The following is a 14,068-nucleotide window of genomic DNA, read 5'->3' on the forward strand; positions in this document are numbered from 1 at the left end:
GCGTGGGGACATCTTCATCTGCAGAAGAGACGCATGAAGTCAGGATTGCCGCGATGGCGGCCGACAAAAGGATGTTTCGCATAGTCCCCTCGGTGCGACAAAAATACAGTCGCGCGAACATCGAAGCAACATTTTCAACTTTCCGTCAAGGCACTCGCGAGGGTGCCTTTTTCTATGGAGATCTGAATGCCTCGCAATTCTAGCGGCGTCTACTCGAAGCCGGCCGGTACAACTGCCGTCACGAATACGACTGTCGATCCCTCTCCGTGGAACGGCCTAACGACGGATCTCGGCAACGAGATCACGAACTCGTTGCCCCGTGATGGTTCGGCGCCGATGTTGGCTCCGTTACAGCATGCAAACGGGACGCAATCCCAACCGGCGATCACCTTTGCATCTGACACGACGACTGGCTTCTATCACAAGGGCGCCGGTATCATTTCGGTTGTCACTAACGGCGCTGAGATCGCCACGCTTTCCGCGTCGGGGTTTGCGTCGGCGGCCGCCTATTCAGAGCAGAGCGGCAATCTCACCGCGACAAGCGCCAATCTCGGCCAGGTCATACGGTTTACCGCTTCCGCGACGGCGACACTCACTGCAGCCGCCTCATTGGGCAGCGGCTGGCGTCTGACTGTCATCGCTGATGGGGGCGATCTGACAATCACGCCTACTTCTCCGGATCTTATCGATGGCTGGTCGTCGCTGATTGTCCCCAATGGGCGTTCCTGCACCATCTATTGCAACGGTGCCGGTTTCCGGACGGATCGCGATTATGCGCAACTGGCTGGCTTCCGAAATCTGCTCATGAATCCGGATCTGCGCGTCAACGGCCGTGGCTATGTCAGCGGAACGGTGACGACAGCAGCCAATCAATATTCTGTTGACCGGTGGCGCGTCGTTACCTTGGGACAGAGCCTCACATTCGCTGCATCTGGAAACGGCTACACCTTCACCGCTCCCGCAGGTGGTCTTGAGCAGGTCATCGAGGCAGCCAACATCCGAGGCGGTGCCTATGTGCTCAATTGGAGCGGCAACGCCACGGCGACTGTCAATGGAACGGCAGTCACCGCCGGAACTCCTTTCACACTGACGGCGAATGCGAACGTGACGGTTCGTTTTACGGGTGGAACCGTCACTCAGCCCCAGCTGGAATATGGGAACGTGACTGCGTTCGAACAGCGGCCGATCAGCGTTGAGACTGCACTCTGCCAGCGGTTCTACGAGCGCTTTTTCGCAGCTTGGGGCGGCGATGCAACCAATTCGGCCGCCTACTTTGTGTGGTGCCCATTCAAGGTGACCAAGCGGGTACCGCCGTCGATCGTCAATATCTCCCAAAGCGGAGCACTCAACGGTGGGTTCAATGTGCGCACGGTTGGGGGCAATGACGTTTCAGGTGTGAGCATCACAGGCACGATCAGCGCCGCATCCGGACCTTCCAAGGGGTTCTCAGATGTCTGGTACGCCGACGCCGAATTTTAAGGGCAATCGAACATGACAGTTACCAGTGCACAATATACCGAAACTGGCATTATCGAGGCCGTCATTGATGGGGTGCGGAAGTTCATCCCCGATGACATGGAGAACAGCGATCGGCAGGCCATTGCCGATTGGGCGGCGTCCGGAAACGTCATTACGGCATTCGTGCCGCCGCTTCCGGCTTTGGCCGACTATCAGGCCGCTATCCAGCGCTTCATCGACACGACAGCTCAATCTGAACAGTTCAACGATGGCGTGACGCTGGCGAGCTATAAAGACAGCAGCAACGCCCTATGGGCGGCACAGGCTACCGTCTTCATCGCCTGGCGCGATCAGGTATGGGCATATTGCTATGCCCAGTTGGCTGCCGTGCAGGCCGGTCAGCGGGCGCAGCCAACTATTTCCGCATTTCTTGCCGAGCTTCCCCCCATTACCTGGCCCAACTAACCAACTCCCAAGAGGTTCACATGATTTACATCGCTCTCGTCGCGGTGCTCGTTGCCGCGTTCATCGTTTTCGACGCCTTCCGGGTCTATCGATCCACTCCTGGCACCCAATGGATTACCGCTTTCCATAACTCCGCGACTATTGCCGTGGCACGTGTCGGATCGCTGGGAAGCGCCATCATCGCTGCCGTAGTCGCGATCTCTTCCTATCTTGGAGATCCAAACATCGCGAATGCGCTTCAAACGGCTCTGACGGCGATCAATCCCGCGCTGGTCCCGTTTATTCCGCTGGCGCTTCTCGTGCTCGCCGAGTTCGCCCGTCGGCGCACGCTGAATAAGGGTTGATCGGGAAAACTGCCCCCTCAAATTTCAGGAGATCGCAATGCCGATCAATAAGCTTCGCGCCACGCCGCGGGCGACGGGCGCTATTGCTGCGATTGTGGCGATATCTGTTGCCGGATATGCGACCGTTTTTGGCTATCGTGTACATGATGATGTCGCGCTGGCGGTGACTGCCGTAACCCAGCCATGGGAAGGGCGCTCGCTGCGTGCCTACCTCGACACCCTGCCGAAGAAGCCGGTCTGGACGATTTGCGACGGAGATACGAACAACGTCCGTGCCGGCATGGTGGAGACGCCTGAAGGCTGCAACAAGCGACTGATGACGAAGATGGAGAGCGATTACCGGCCGCCGCTGGTCAAATGCATCGTTTCTTGGGACATGCAGCCGCTGTCGTGGCGCGCCATGATGATCGATCTCGCATGGAACATCGGAACAGGAGGAGCCTGCGGCTCGTCTGCGGCGCGGATTGTCAATGAAGCCACGAGCGCCAAGCAGAAGCCGGACTATATCGCTTCCTGTAATGCTGCGACAGCCTTTAATAGGGCCGGCGGTCGCGTTCTGATAGGTTTGGTGAACCGGCGTGAGATGGGAGATTCCAACCGTATCGGCGAAGGCGAGCTTTGCGTATCCGGCATCGCAGGCGCAGCGCCGGCTTCGACACCGACTGCGGGTGCCCCATCTCAAATCCCGGCTGAGCCTGTGGACAGCCCGACAAAAGCGCCTTCCTACTGGCATCAGCTCGCGCACTGGATCGGGAGTTTCTTCTAATGGGATGGCTCCTCAATCTCATCAACCCGCTCGGCAAAATCATCGACGGGCTGAACGCTGCCTATAAGGCCAAGCTGCAGGCGCAGAATGATGCCGATCGCGTCGATGCTGAAAAGCAGATCGCCTTTTTCCAAGGTCAGATCGAGCTTGCCACGCAGGCGGCGCAATCGGACCGCTGGTGGAGCCCTCGATCACTGATGGGTTTCTGCGCCACCATCTACGTGGCGAAGATCGTTGTCTATGACACAGTCCTGCAGCTCGGTGTCACGCCGAATCCTGGCGGCCAGGTGACCGGGATTGTTCTTACTGTGATCGGCTTCTATTTCGGATCCAAGACGGTTTCCGATGTGGCCGGAAAGCTTATCGGCGCTTGGGCACGAAAGTAGCGCTCTACCTTCTCGGTTTTCTCGCAACATCCACCACGCTGGCGGCCTTCCTGCTGCTGGCGTGGAATTCAATTTAGCAATTTCTGATCATCGAGGGGCACATCGGGGCAATGAGCGAGGTCATCATGCAATTTCCGGAGCGCAGCAAAAAGTTCGAATGGAACTTCAACACCATCGTCATGCTTGGGAGCATGGTAGCCGGTCTCGTCGTTACTTCGGTCGGGTGGGGCGTCACCTATGCTGATATGAGGAACGACAACAAGGATATGCAAAAGCAGATTTCCGAGATCAATACGCGGCTCGATAAGGACGCGATCGACCGCAAGGCCCAGTTTGCCGATGTCCAGCAGCAACTCATCCAGATCGCGCCCCTGACCTTTCAGACGACCCGGGCGACAGAAGCCGGCGCCGAAAACAAAAAGGCGATCGAGCTGACCAATGACCGCATCGATCGGGTGATCGACACCCTCGGCAAAAAGCTCGACACGGCCATCGACAATATCAACAAGGTCGGGACCCAGGTCCAGGTCTTAAGCTCGAAGCTTGAGGACATGCAGGGAAAGCCTGACAAGACGCTTTTCCGAATGCCTGTGGTCAGGCCATAGGAGCCTTGTAAGGGCGTGAAAAATAGGTAACTGCGATTTTTATAAACGAGTGAATGAACAGCGTACAAAATGAAAAGGGGCCATTGGCCCCTTTTTTATTGCGTCCACTACGCAGCAATCAGCTCGTAAGGCTGTGTATCGCTTTCTGTTTTAGCGATCTGAATCCGCTGGCTCTCAGCTGTCGGAACGCTTCGCCTGGACAATTCAGCCATGCCAAGGTCAGCGGGAAGCCCGAGGGTTTCAATCGCCAGTCGACGCACAATCGCCTCAGCGGTGCTGTCAATCTCAACCTCGGCGCGCTCCCATCTGCCGATCGATTGTTTATCCCGATGAACCAGTTGCGCCATCTCTGCTTGTGTGAGGCCCATTTCTGTCCGGAGGAATCGCAGTTCGTCACCGCTTATGCCCTTCGGGTGGGTGACTATTCCGAGCGCAATCATCTGGTGCAGTTCGTTGACATGAGGAATTGTGATGATTTCATCGCCCTCATCGTCAACTTCAACCAGGATGCCGCTGATTACGACATTTTGCAGCCCGCTCTCCGTGTAATGGTGGTCAATCTTTTTCATCCTTCTTCTCCGACTTGCACGCCCCATGGCGTGTCTAAACGCATCAGCCTATTCATCGATCCACATGACTGAGATAATTTTCAAAAGGCATCCGCTCACCGAGGGAATTACCGCGACTCCAACTACCCTGTTTCCGCTATTGGGCGTTTTGCATTCCATACGGTAGCGGTATAGATCGGGTCGGGTCGCTGGTACCGCGGGCTGATAGACGAAGCCGTTCTTGAGTACGTAAAGCACGTCCGAAGCGATTAAGTCTCTTTCCGCCATGCGCTCCTTGGCGTGGAGCTTGTATGAAACGGTCATTCGTGGACTTTTTGCAATCGCCCGAATTTTGTTAGTTGCAGTGCCAGGTGCCCAAGGTTCGTCTAAGCTCACGTTTCCTCCTTAGCTCAGCGGTATGCCGTCGCTTTCATGTATCATGGTGATACCTATATGGTGATGAACCGTCAATTAACAAGATCGTGCTCAGCTGCGTTCATGGTGAATTTTTTTGTTAACTTTTTGATTTGAATAATTAAAAAAATATGCTGTTAAATTAGGAAATATGCAATATTCGCCCGCTGGAATAGGCCGCGCAAGTTTACAACCAATCTCGCACTGAGCAATAGAAGCTTAACGTTCCCACTTCACCAAGCTGCGAAATCGCTGTCGTCATTCCGGTTACCTCGCGAGGTAACAAATCTGACCGTCCGCAGGCGCGAAAGCGAGTACGAGGCCTCTGACGCCCGCGGCCAACTAACACTTTTGCGAGTGGACAGCTGGACCTCTCTGCGGCCTGATGAGCCATCGAACGCGGAGAACGATGATGACAGTCAGTGTCCAAGTGATTGATCAACTGCGCCTGGTGCAAGGCAGTCTGCATCTGGTCGAGATGGCGTCAGAATCACTCGACGATCAAGACGATGCGATGGCTTTGCACGTGGGGATATCCCTCGTGCGGCAAGCTATTGACGACCTGCGGGCTCTCCTCGACCCATCTGGGCAGTTCAGCGTCCCTTCAGGTTCGCAAGGATGGCATTGACCTCGGCAATCTGAGGAAATCACCGCACTGACCGCCAAGCAAATCTCATAACGATACCCCCGGTTTTCAGCCACCTTTAGCTTACGACGCGCGAACGCCGATGGCGAGATTTCGCCAGCCGGCCGCAGCCTCAGAGATCAAACGGTCGATCTGGGAAATCCTCGTCGTCCCAGTTCTCGGGTCCATCTGGTCTTTGGACATTCCGGCGTCTTCGGCCGCCTGCTTTCGGGTAAAACTGGTAGGGTTGTCCCCACCAGTTTCCGAAGGTCGACCTGCACCATCACGTCTGTGGCCTTCACTGGAAGCGAACGTTATTGCGGAGAGGCTTTTGAAGCTTGAGCTTCGGCGATCTGGGTAGAAAGAAGCTGAACCATGTATTCTGCTTGGTCGATGGGAATGGCGAAACCGACTGGACCATAGGCAGGATGCTGAAAGCTCATCACGGCAGCCTCACCAATAAGTCCGGGCTGAAGCCACCAACGAGTGTTGAGGACGGCTTCGATTTGATGCCCTTCGAGGGGGGGATGTCTTTGCCCTCAACAAGCGTCATGTGAACTCTTCCTAGTCCTTGCACCAGCTTCAGCAGTTGTTCCTGAGTTAGTGCAAGAGTACCAGTCGCGCCGCTTTCCGGGAGAAATTCGACTTCGACGCCAGAACGATCCTCAGCGATTTGGATCTTCATCCTTTCGGCCATTTCTCAAATCCTCCTAACGAATACGTTAAATAGAAATATCAAAGCTCAGGCGAATGTCGATGGCTAGATTTCGCTCGCTGGCTGCATAGGCACCGGCGGCGCGGATCACTGTTGTGTTCTATCTCACAGCTACGATCTAAATCCGCTGGACGGATCCGAGTTTGTGAAATGCTTCCAACTGCTCTTGAGATGCAGTCGTAGGCGCTAGAAAGCGTGCTCTCTTGCCTGCGGCAACGATTTTCTTGACGGCGTCGAAAGCTTCGCCTTAACTTTCGTAGTGATCTGATCCCTCTGCGGACAAACCATCAGCGTCATAACTTTCCACGTACCAAGTTTTAGCCACACTTCTCGATCCTCCGTTTTCCACCGTTTGCGTCAGTACTGATCACCTACCTGTGGATGTTAGGCATTGCGAAAGCCTTTGGCTAGGTCACGTTGGGATGCATGGCAATTGCAGGCCTAAAACCGTCTTGCCAAATCTGGTCTCAGTGGAGGAGAACCATGCAAGACAATATCAGGCCTGTAGCCCCAGTAAGTTTAGCTGGGCTGACGCCACAGATGCCCCCTACAGGTATGCCTATATTCGAGTTCGTGCGGCCAACAGATCTGCTTATTGATCCCGCATATCAACGCAATGTCAGCGAAAAAGGCCTGCGTCAGATCCGGCGGATGATTGAAGGGTTTGATTGGACTAAATTCAAGCCGCCGATCTGCGCTTACTCTGAGTATGATGGGACAACGGTGCTCAAGGTCCTAGATGGCCAACACACGGCAATCGCCGCAGCGTCAAATCCATTCGTCGAATTGATACCAGTCATGATCGTTGAGGCTGAGGATACAATCGCTCAGGCAAAAGCCTTCATCGGTCAAAATACCGACAGGCTTGGCGTCACGAATTTGCAGATGCATCAAGCCGCCCTGGCTGCGGCTGATGAAGACGCGCAGACACTCGAGCTTGTTTGTCATCGCGCCAACGTAAAGGTCCTCAAGACGACGAACGCTTACACTGGTGATGGTTGCCGGCAGACGATAGCGATAAAGCAAATTGAAAATATGATCAGCCGGCGCGGGGCGCAACGATCGCGTGAAATCCTTGAGGTGCTTGCCAACGCAGAGCGCGGGCCACTCACAGCGCCGCAAATCAAGGCCGTTGAAATGCTTCTTTCCGATCCGGAGTACTGCGAGAAGATCACAGGGGAGGATCTGACAGACGCGATTGTCGAGCTTCTCACGACTGCTGAGGAAGAGGCAAAGCTCCTAGGTGTGACCCATAAAATACCGTTTTGGAGAGCGCTTGCTATCACCTGGTTCAGGAAATGTAAAAAGCGGAGACCGACTCTCAATCGTGCTGCTTAAGGCTGTTCCCGTTTGAATTCTGCCGCAGCGAGGTCATTTGCTGCGGTAATTTCTTTCGTATTTTCAAGATATTGCCTAATAGCACGACCAAGCGTGATCTGCCACGTTCCCAAGCTGATCTCGGTCCGTTCCTGCTGTCGGCTGTCGTGACCAGAACGGACCTCCGCTACCACATTTGACAATTGCCTTCTTAGAGTTAATTGATAGCGTGGTCGGCGTGGATGTTCCAATCCCTGGCGCGTACTTTGGAAATAGCATGTTTGGCTTTTGGTGGCTGGACGGCTCGATGCGACGATTTTCATTGGCCGTTGCGTGTCTAAACGAACTGAACGCCCATGCTGTTGATCTTTCTCCAGCGGACTTCGCAGCCCAGGACTCTGTTGTCGGATAGCTGGAGATCGAACGTATTCGGGGCTGCGAGCGGGTTTTCGATCTGGATCATCGCGCCCGTATCGGACAGGTTTCTGACGAGGCAATCGTAGACCGAATGCCCGTCGTTGAAGATGATCTTGGCTCCGAGAAGGGTCCGCTTCCGTGCGGATATTCGGTTGTTTTGCGCGGCTTCGGTCATCGCGTTGTTTCCGGATAGCGGTTTAGCTAATTTGATATGTTCTAATATCCCAAAAGTTAATGGGATCTTGCCGACGATGCGCTTTCCACATCTCGTAAAATAAGGGATGGCATTGCGATGTTGCCGTTGGATGCTTGACTGCGGCTGGCGGCGGCCTTGCTGCTGGCATTCGCCAAATCACGGGGAGAACTGCGGCATAGGCCCCGTGTTCGCATTTCGGTTGAAATGTCGGGGGCAGTCCACATTTTTCGAGAACAAGCTGCCTCGACTTGCGTTGTATTTCCAAACAGTCACCGCAAATCCGCGCGACATGTCTTGCAAGACGAAACGGGCTCTGGCAGCGTGTTGTCGCGGGGAACGGGGTTTTCAATGAAACGATTTTTGGTGGTGGCCACTGTCTTGGTGGTCGCCAATTCTGCAATGGCTGCCGACGATGTCGTGAGCAATGCATATCGCGTCTGCAAGATGATCGACAATACCGGCTTGTTCACCGGACCTTGCCAGGTCTCCAGCCGGAAATATGCTGTGACGGCGACGATCGACGTGCCGACCGCCGATGCTCGGAAAGCCTGCATGCAGATTGCAGGCGTTGCCTCTTCCAAGGGCTATCATTTTCCCGGTGGTGAATGGACGGTACAACTCAAGTCGCCGACGAGCGGCGACAAGTCCGTTGCGTTCTGCAGATTGCCGCGATAGGGCAGTTTCAGGAAAAGTGCGCAGCGGTTTTCCGTCCGGAATTGCCTAAAGCAAAGAGCCAGAGCGACTTCTGTGCTTCCGGAATGAAGCGCGCGGCGCTCCAGCCGCCTCAGGCAGAGGCGTTGAGCTCATCTATCGCAAAGGCGAGCTGCAGTTCCATCTGAACCGCGTGCATGAAGAGCGCGGCTTGCTGCGAAATTTCGCCTTCGTCTATTCCCTGTGCCGTCAATCTCGCGGCGAAGCTTGCCATTTCCGAACGCCAGAAGCGATTGGCTTCTTCGCCATTCAGTTGCAACAATGCCTTGGCGCAGCGTCTGATATCGCTGGTGCGTCTGTCGGCCGGGAATGCTAAAAGCGACATAATCTCTCCGTCATTGGCACGGCGAATCGCCTGCCCTTGTTGGAACAATCGCTGGCAGTGGTTCACAAAAGGTGAATTGCTTCTTGTTAGATTACAATCGCTTGCGGCTCATAGTGAGGATTTCACTGCATCACGGATATGCCGGCCTCCCGCGCTGCCTTGATCAGGGCTTCTCTTGCCGCTTCGGGAGGGACGGCTCCCAGCATGGCCTCCAGGCAGACGCGCACCGCAGCAACATATTCTTCGCCGTTTTCGACCGGCCAATGCTCCAACAATAATTCTGCAACCTGATGCACCGAATTGACACGGCGATAGCCGCCGTCCTCTCCCATCACGAGAGTTACGGCAGGAAATGGTCGTAAAGTGTTTCGTTTCAAAACGCGTTACCTCCGAAACGTAAATGCTCCGGTAAGCCTGCAAGAAGCATTCCGTATGGTACGCTATCTTGCCCGGCATTATTACGGTTGTTTTCGGTTGCGCGTCCATTGCCGCGCGGCGGCCAGCCGGCTCCCGGCTGACCACAGTCAAACGGGTCAGCTTTCGATATCGCCGGTGGCTGTCGATGGTTGTTGCTCTCGCTGGGAGAGCCGTCTTGCGCACATCGAATGACGACTTCTTTGTGCCACGGGACTCGACGCGATGATGCCCGCTCACAAGCTTACGTTTATGCCAAACCGACTAATCCAGCACGTTTGCTTCGAGGCAGGCTTCGAGAAACACGTTCCTGGCCTGCTCGTATAGAAGGAGGTTTCCGCTTGCGGCGCCGCATAGATGTGCCGCCGATTGATATTTCTCGCCCCGGATGGCCGGCCAGCGGAAGAGAAGATGGTTTAACGCTTCCTTCGGGCTTCTTATCGTTTCCGGCATTCCGTAGCCGATACGCAGATATACGGGCTCGGACCAGCGCGTGTTGCTGGCACTAAAGGTCATGTTCATTTCTATTATGCTCCGACATCGCTACCCAAACTCCCGCCGCAGGAAAAGGTTTCGAAATTTTTCGGAAAATCGGTCGGAGCAATTCTGCGATTGAAGAACCGGCGCAAGCAGCACGCGACAAGGTGGCTTGTGGCTCCATTTTGGATGCAAGCAGACGGGCTGCGGAGCGCTCCGCGCCGCCGGAGGGAATAATGGGCATGCTAGAGCGCGATTACAACGAGCATGAACAGGAGCAGGATCGCCAGTCCTGTGAAAATGGCGCGTAGGATGCCGCGCAAGACTATCGCGAGGACAATGGCGACCAGCAGCGCGACGATCATGAGGCGCCCTGTTCCAGATCGTCCAATGAACGCGGTGCGCTCATAAGGATTTACGCAAAGGCTTCATGCTTCGAGCCGGCAACACGGTTGGGCCGATGCTCTACTGAACGACCGGGGTTTCGATCGGCACGCTAGCTTCCATCGCAGCGGCAACGAAACTGTTCCGGGCTTCCGTCTCCTGTCCGTGGCCGCTTTCTACATCTGCGCAGATCTGCAGTGCCATCATAAACGCCTTGCCTTCCGCCACGGGCCAGGCGTTCAACAGCATGTCCAGCGCTTCCTTCGTGTTGGCGACCGTGTAGACCTTTCCGGTCCGCTTGCAGATGACCATGATGGGATAGTTCCAGTCTTTGTTGTTCATGGTGCGAGGCTCCGATCCGACGCCGCTGAAATTAACGTCATGGTATGTGAAATCTCAAGTTAATTTCACGAAGGTATCTGGTGCAGTCCGGAATCGTTTCAATCGCCGGCTGATCGATTCAAGCGAGAGTCTGATCAACTTTGTGTTGGCGGTTCCAATGCCCGCGTTTCTGGCAGGCATGAGCGTGTTCACAGACCCCTTGCGCGCAGAGGCGGTATATAAAAGATTTGGCGCATGGCACGGTCGAAGGAGGACATGCATGGGAAGCTTTGGCGAGATCAGGGAACGCGCCGAGAAACGCAAGGGCGGTGCAGATGGCCTGAAGGCGTTGATGCCTGGCATGCCCAATCATGAGGTGCTGCGGGCGCTGACGGATGACCGGGTCCTGTCTGAGATGACGCGCTATGTCTTCTATGCGGGCTTCGTACGCAATGTCATCGATGCCAAATGGCAGGGTTTCGAAGCCGCCTTTTCCGGCTTCGATCCGGCGTTCCTCAACCTCGCACCCGATGATTACTGGCATGATCTGACCTCGGATACACGGGTTATCCGCAACGGCGCCAAGATCATGTCGGTACGGGCCAATGCGCAGTTCATCCGGCGGCTCGCCGACGAGCATGGAAGTGCCGGTCGCTTCTTTGCCGACTGGCCTCTCGAGGACCAGATCGGCCTGCTTGCCGTGTTGGACAAGCAGGCGAACCGGCTCGGCGGCATGACGGGCCAATATCTTCTCCGCGCACTCGGTCGCGACAGCTTTGTCATGAGCCACGATGTTCTCGTCTGCCTACGGCTTTCCGGCGTGCCGATTTCGGAAAGCAAGCCCACCAAAAAGGATCTGCGGTTGATTCAGGACCAATTCAATGCCTGGCATTCGGAGACCGGCCTGCCGCTCACCCATCTCTCGCGTATCTGCGCCTTCTCGGTCGGAATGCCCAGTGAAGAGGGTGAGGCGGATTGATCTCACTCAGCGAATGATATTGGATCCTCGCCCGAGACAGGGAGGAATGGAATGACGACCGACAGCAGACCCTTGGCCATCAGCGCGCCAGAGCCGCGTTCGCTTGGACTGATTTTCACCGGGGACGCATTATCACTCCTCCATTCGAAATACCGCATCGTCGAGGCGGATCCGGACGATATCGCCGGACTGGGAGATGAGGTGCTTGGCGCGGCGCGCTACATCATTGGTCAGCCGCCGCTGTCGAAGGAAACGCTGGATCGCATGCCGCAGCTGCGCTGCATCCTGAACGTTGAGAGTAACCTCATCAACAACATGCCCTATGAGGTGCTTTTCGAACGCGGTATTCATGTCGTGACCACCGGTCTGGTCTTTGCCGAGCCGGTTGCGGAGATCGGCCTCGGATTTGCCTTGAGCCTGGCGCGCGGCATTGCCGACGCGGATCTGGATTTTCGCGAGGGAAGGGAGCTTTGGGGCGGTGACGGCAATGCGAAGGCCCGCCTGATATCGGGCAGCGATATCGGCATCATCGGCTTCGGCGACCTCGGCAAGGCGCTGAACCGGCTGCTTTCAGGCTTCCGGGCGAATATCCGAGTGTTCGATCCCTGGATGCCGCCATCGATCCTTAGAGAACACGGTGTGCAGCCAGCTGGGTTGGACGAGGTTCTGTCGGGTAGCGATTTCATATTCGTGGTCGCTTCCGTCACCAGCGAGAACAAGGGCTTTCTCGGCGCCGAAGCTTTCGCCAGCATGCGAAAGGGGGCTGCTTTCATTCTGCTCAGCCGGGCCGACGTCGTCGATTTCGATGCGCTGATGGCGGCGGTTGCCTCCGGCCACATCGCGGCGGCGAGCGATGTCTATCCAGAGGAGCCGCTCAGTCTCGATCATCCCGTGCGCAAGCTCGGCGGCTTCCTGCGCTCGGCACATCGTGCCGGTGCTCTCGACAGCGCTTTCAAGAAGATGGGCGATATGGTGCTGGAGGATATGGATCTGATGGATCGCGGCCTGCCGCCGATGCGATGCAAGCGTGCGGAACGGGAGACGGTGTCGCGTATGCGTTCCAAGCCGGTGACGCGCAACTGACGGAGCCGCCGGTCCCTAATCTGCCTGCGAGTGCATTTTCGGTTCGACTCATCTATGTCTCGGCCATTCGGGAATGGTGAGGACAGCGATGGCAAACCGGGAAATCGACATAGCATCCATGGCGAACAAGGGGCGGGTGACATTGTTCGCAGGCGTCATCCTCGTGGTTGCCGTGCTGATGCTTGTGTTCAGTTCATGGTACACGATCGACCAGGGCGAGCGTGGTGTCATCCTGCGGACCGGTGCGATGGTCGGCACCGCTGAACCGGGGCTGCACTTCAAGCTGCCGTGGGTAGAAACCGTCGTCAAGATCCCCGTGACACAGCAGGTTACCTACTGGACCTGCCAGAACGGCGCCAGCTGCCAGGCCAACGAGCATCAGCAGATGGCTGCCTATTCGCAAGATCAGCAGCCGGCTGACATGCGCGTGACCATCTCCTGGCATGTGCCGGCGGATGCGGTCGAGCATGTCTATTCGGAGTTTGGTTCGCTCGGCAATCTCGAATCGAGGCTGATCGCGCGGCGCGCGCCTCAGGACGTGAAGACCGTATTCGGCAAATTCACCGCTGCTTCCGTCATTCAGAACCGGGCGCAGTTCAATACCGATGTTCAGGCTGCGATCGAGGCGGGCATTCAGGGACCGGTGCAGATCGACAGTGTTCAGGTCGAGAATATCGATTTCTCTGATGCCTATGAGAACAGCATAGAGCAACGCATGCTGGCCGAAGTCGAAGTGCAAAAGCTGAGGCAGAATGCCGAACGCGAGAAGGTGCAGGCGCAGATCACTGTGACGCAGGCCCAGGCTGCCGCCGATGCTCGTCGCGCCGACGCCCAGGCACAGGCCGATGCCGTGCGGCTGCAGGCAGAAGCGGATGCTCAGGCAATCCAGCTTCGCGGCGACGCCGAAGCAAAAGCCATCAAGGCGCGCGGTGATGCGTTGCGCGACAATCCGAACCTGATCTTCCTGACGCAGGCGGAAAAATGGAACGGGCAGCTGCCGACCACGATGCTGCCGAATGCCACGGTGCCGATGCTCAACCTCGATCCGCGCCAAAGCTCCGCCACGTCGGCGGCGGAGCACGAATGACGCTTCGATGCGCGCCGTTGTACAGATCAGG

The 14,068-nt window shown here is 56.2% G+C and carries 20 protein-coding genes; 12 read left to right on the top strand and 8 right to left on the bottom strand.

Features of this window, described 5'->3' with window-relative positions; all coding sequences use genetic code 11:
* Positions 1–186 precede the first annotated feature (186 nt).
* The 6 genes from ACIQJ2_RS08800 (at position 187) to ACIQJ2_RS08825 (ending at position 4,024) form a co-directional block, all read left to right on the top strand.
* Positions 187–1,479, top strand: a complete 1,293-nt coding sequence (locus ACIQJ2_RS08800) for a hypothetical protein (RefSeq protein WP_400669644.1) — start codon at positions 187–189, stop codon at positions 1,477–1,479.
* Positions 1,480–1,491: 12 nt separating this feature from the next.
* On the top strand, positions 1,492–1,923 hold the full coding sequence (locus tag ACIQJ2_RS08805) for a hypothetical protein (protein WP_400669647.1): 432 nt from the start codon (positions 1,492–1,494) through the stop codon (positions 1,921–1,923).
* A 20-nt stretch (positions 1,924–1,943) separates the two neighbouring features.
* A complete protein-coding gene (locus ACIQJ2_RS08810; protein WP_400669650.1) occupies positions 1,944–2,267 on the top strand; it encodes a hypothetical protein in 324 nt (107 codons plus the stop codon).
* Positions 2,268–2,304: 37 nt separating this feature from the next.
* Positions 2,305–3,033, top strand: a complete 729-nt coding sequence (locus ACIQJ2_RS08815) for a lysozyme (RefSeq protein WP_400669653.1) — start codon at positions 2,305–2,307, stop codon at positions 3,031–3,033.
* Positions 3,033–3,419: a hypothetical protein gene (locus tag ACIQJ2_RS08820; protein WP_400669655.1), complete on the top strand. Its 387-nt coding sequence runs from the start codon at positions 3,033–3,035 to the stop codon at positions 3,417–3,419. Before ACIQJ2_RS08815 ends, ACIQJ2_RS08820 begins: the two co-directional genes overlap by 1 nt.
* Positions 3,420–3,529: 110 nt before the next feature.
* Positions 3,530–4,024, top strand: a complete 495-nt coding sequence (locus ACIQJ2_RS08825) for a hypothetical protein (protein WP_400669657.1) — start codon at positions 3,530–3,532, stop codon at positions 4,022–4,024.
* 107 nt (positions 4,025–4,131) lie between these two features.
* Here ACIQJ2_RS08825 and ACIQJ2_RS08830 read toward each other — a convergent pair whose 3' ends face one another.
* Positions 4,132–4,593 carry a helix-turn-helix domain-containing protein gene (locus ACIQJ2_RS08830; RefSeq protein ID WP_400669659.1) on the bottom strand — a complete coding sequence of 154 codons (462 nt, stop codon included), beginning with the start codon at positions 4,591–4,593 and terminating at the stop codon, positions 4,132–4,134.
* 48 nt (positions 4,594–4,641) lie between these two features.
* A complete protein-coding gene (locus ACIQJ2_RS08835) occupies positions 4,642–4,896 on the bottom strand; it encodes a DUF4258 domain-containing protein (protein WP_400670245.1) in 255 nt (84 codons plus the stop codon).
* A 502-nt stretch (positions 4,897–5,398) separates the two neighbouring features.
* On the opposite strand from ACIQJ2_RS08835, the gene ACIQJ2_RS08840 reads away from it, so the two are divergent.
* The gene (locus tag ACIQJ2_RS08840; protein WP_400669662.1) at positions 5,399–5,614 is read left to right on the top strand and encodes a hypothetical protein; all 216 of its coding nucleotides are present in this window, start codon (positions 5,399–5,401) and stop codon (positions 5,612–5,614) included.
* Between the two features lie 439 nt (positions 5,615–6,053).
* On the opposite strand, the gene ACIQJ2_RS08845 is transcribed toward ACIQJ2_RS08840, so the two are convergent.
* On the bottom strand, positions 6,054–6,308 hold the full coding sequence (locus ACIQJ2_RS08845; protein ID WP_400669664.1) for a hypothetical protein: 255 nt from the start codon (positions 6,306–6,308) through the stop codon (positions 6,054–6,056).
* Positions 6,309–6,809: 501 nt separating this feature from the next.
* On the opposite strand from ACIQJ2_RS08845, the gene ACIQJ2_RS08850 reads away from it, so the two are divergent.
* Positions 6,810–7,664 (top strand): hypothetical protein, encoded by an 855-nt coding sequence (locus tag ACIQJ2_RS08850; RefSeq protein WP_400669667.1) that lies wholly within the window; start codon positions 6,810–6,812, stop codon positions 7,662–7,664.
* Between the two features lie 316 nt (positions 7,665–7,980).
* On the opposite strand, the gene ACIQJ2_RS08855 is transcribed toward ACIQJ2_RS08850, so the two are convergent.
* Positions 7,981–8,235 carry a PilZ domain-containing protein gene (locus ACIQJ2_RS08855; protein WP_400669669.1) on the bottom strand — a complete coding sequence of 85 codons (255 nt, stop codon included), beginning with the start codon at positions 8,233–8,235 and terminating at the stop codon, positions 7,981–7,983.
* A 369-nt stretch (positions 8,236–8,604) separates the two neighbouring features.
* Here ACIQJ2_RS08855 and ACIQJ2_RS08860 point away from each other — a divergent pair, with 369 nt between their 5' ends.
* Entirely contained in the window at positions 8,605–8,931 is a 327-nt protein-coding gene (locus ACIQJ2_RS08860) for a hypothetical protein (protein WP_400669672.1), read from the top strand.
* A gap of 109 nt (positions 8,932–9,040) precedes the next feature.
* Here ACIQJ2_RS08860 and ACIQJ2_RS08865 read toward each other — a convergent pair whose 3' ends face one another.
* The 4 genes from ACIQJ2_RS08865 to ACIQJ2_RS08880 form a co-directional block, all read right to left on the bottom strand.
* On the bottom strand, positions 9,041–9,292 hold the full coding sequence (locus ACIQJ2_RS08865) for a DUF6074 family protein (protein WP_199150356.1): 252 nt from the start codon (positions 9,290–9,292) through the stop codon (positions 9,041–9,043).
* A 122-nt stretch (positions 9,293–9,414) separates the two neighbouring features.
* Entirely contained in the window at positions 9,415–9,669 is a 255-nt protein-coding gene (locus ACIQJ2_RS08870; protein ID WP_246762376.1) for a DUF982 domain-containing protein, read from the bottom strand.
* A 301-nt stretch (positions 9,670–9,970) separates the two neighbouring features.
* Complete coding sequence (locus ACIQJ2_RS08875; protein WP_199150357.1) at positions 9,971–10,228, bottom strand: DUF982 domain-containing protein; 258 nt, start codon at positions 10,226–10,228, stop codon at positions 9,971–9,973.
* Between the two features lie 420 nt (positions 10,229–10,648).
* Entirely contained in the window at positions 10,649–10,909 is a 261-nt protein-coding gene (locus tag ACIQJ2_RS08880; protein ID WP_199150358.1) for a DUF982 domain-containing protein, read from the bottom strand.
* A gap of 259 nt (positions 10,910–11,168) precedes the next feature.
* Here ACIQJ2_RS08880 and ACIQJ2_RS08885 point away from each other — a divergent pair, with 259 nt between their 5' ends.
* The 3 genes from ACIQJ2_RS08885 (at position 11,169) to ACIQJ2_RS08895 (ending at position 14,037) form a co-directional block, all read left to right on the top strand.
* Positions 11,169–11,867 (top strand): DNA-3-methyladenine glycosylase I, encoded by a 699-nt coding sequence (locus ACIQJ2_RS08885; RefSeq protein WP_400669677.1) that lies wholly within the window; start codon positions 11,169–11,171, stop codon positions 11,865–11,867.
* 51 nt (positions 11,868–11,918) lie between these two features.
* Positions 11,919–12,950 (top strand): hydroxyacid dehydrogenase, encoded by a 1,032-nt coding sequence (locus ACIQJ2_RS08890; protein ID WP_400669679.1) that lies wholly within the window; start codon positions 11,919–11,921, stop codon positions 12,948–12,950.
* Positions 12,951–13,038: 88 nt separating this feature from the next.
* Positions 13,039–14,037, top strand: a complete 999-nt coding sequence (locus tag ACIQJ2_RS08895) for a prohibitin family protein (protein ID WP_400669681.1) — start codon at positions 13,039–13,041, stop codon at positions 14,035–14,037.
* Positions 14,038–14,068: the final 31 nt, after the last annotated feature.

Origin of the sequence: Rhizobium sp. NPDC092011 (assembly GCF_044756305.1) — a bacterium.
GTDB lineage: Bacteria > Pseudomonadota > Alphaproteobacteria > Rhizobiales > Rhizobiaceae > Rhizobium.

Excerpts from the sequence above, each read along its gene's own strand:
- ACIQJ2_RS08830 (WP_400669659.1), bottom strand. The coding sequence starts at position 4,593 with ATGAAAAAGATTGACCACCATTACACGGAGAGCGGGCTGCAAAATGTC.
- ACIQJ2_RS08860 (WP_400669672.1), top strand. The coding sequence starts at position 8,605 with ATGAAACGATTTTTGGTGGTGGCCACTGTCTTGGTGGTCGCCAATTCT.
- ACIQJ2_RS08840 (WP_400669662.1), top strand. The coding sequence starts at position 5,399 with ATGACAGTCAGTGTCCAAGTGATTGATCAACTGCGCCTGGTGCAAGGC.
- ACIQJ2_RS08815 (WP_400669653.1), top strand. The coding sequence starts at position 2,305 with ATGCCGATCAATAAGCTTCGCGCCACGCCGCGGGCGACGGGCGCTATT.
- ACIQJ2_RS08890 (WP_400669679.1), top strand. The coding sequence starts at position 11,919 with ATGACGACCGACAGCAGACCCTTGGCCATCAGCGCGCCAGAGCCGCGT.
- ACIQJ2_RS08895 (WP_400669681.1), top strand. The coding sequence starts at position 13,039 with ATGGCAAACCGGGAAATCGACATAGCATCCATGGCGAACAAGGGGCGG.
- ACIQJ2_RS08845 (WP_400669664.1), bottom strand. The coding sequence starts at position 6,308 with ATGGCCGAAAGGATGAAGATCCAAATCGCTGAGGATCGTTCTGGCGTC.
- ACIQJ2_RS08805 (WP_400669647.1), top strand. The coding sequence starts at position 1,492 with ATGACAGTTACCAGTGCACAATATACCGAAACTGGCATTATCGAGGCC.
- ACIQJ2_RS08810 (WP_400669650.1), top strand. The coding sequence starts at position 1,944 with ATGATTTACATCGCTCTCGTCGCGGTGCTCGTTGCCGCGTTCATCGTT.
- ACIQJ2_RS08835 (WP_400670245.1), bottom strand. The coding sequence starts at position 4,896 with ATGACCGTTTCATACAAGCTCCACGCCAAGGAGCGCATGGCGGAAAGA.
- ACIQJ2_RS08865 (WP_199150356.1), bottom strand. The coding sequence starts at position 9,292 with ATGTCGCTTTTAGCATTCCCGGCCGACAGACGCACCAGCGATATCAGA.
- ACIQJ2_RS08855 (WP_400669669.1), bottom strand. The coding sequence starts at position 8,235 with ATGACCGAAGCCGCGCAAAACAACCGAATATCCGCACGGAAGCGGACC.
- ACIQJ2_RS08825 (WP_400669657.1), top strand. The coding sequence starts at position 3,530 with ATGAGCGAGGTCATCATGCAATTTCCGGAGCGCAGCAAAAAGTTCGAA.
- ACIQJ2_RS08800 (WP_400669644.1), top strand. The coding sequence starts at position 187 with ATGCCTCGCAATTCTAGCGGCGTCTACTCGAAGCCGGCCGGTACAACT.
- ACIQJ2_RS08885 (WP_400669677.1), top strand. The coding sequence starts at position 11,169 with ATGGGAAGCTTTGGCGAGATCAGGGAACGCGCCGAGAAACGCAAGGGC.
- ACIQJ2_RS08880 (WP_199150358.1), bottom strand. The coding sequence starts at position 10,909 with ATGAACAACAAAGACTGGAACTATCCCATCATGGTCATCTGCAAGCGG.
- ACIQJ2_RS08875 (WP_199150357.1), bottom strand. The coding sequence starts at position 10,228 with ATGAACATGACCTTTAGTGCCAGCAACACGCGCTGGTCCGAGCCCGTA.
- ACIQJ2_RS08850 (WP_400669667.1), top strand. The coding sequence starts at position 6,810 with ATGCAAGACAATATCAGGCCTGTAGCCCCAGTAAGTTTAGCTGGGCTG.
- ACIQJ2_RS08820 (WP_400669655.1), top strand. The coding sequence starts at position 3,033 with ATGGGATGGCTCCTCAATCTCATCAACCCGCTCGGCAAAATCATCGAC.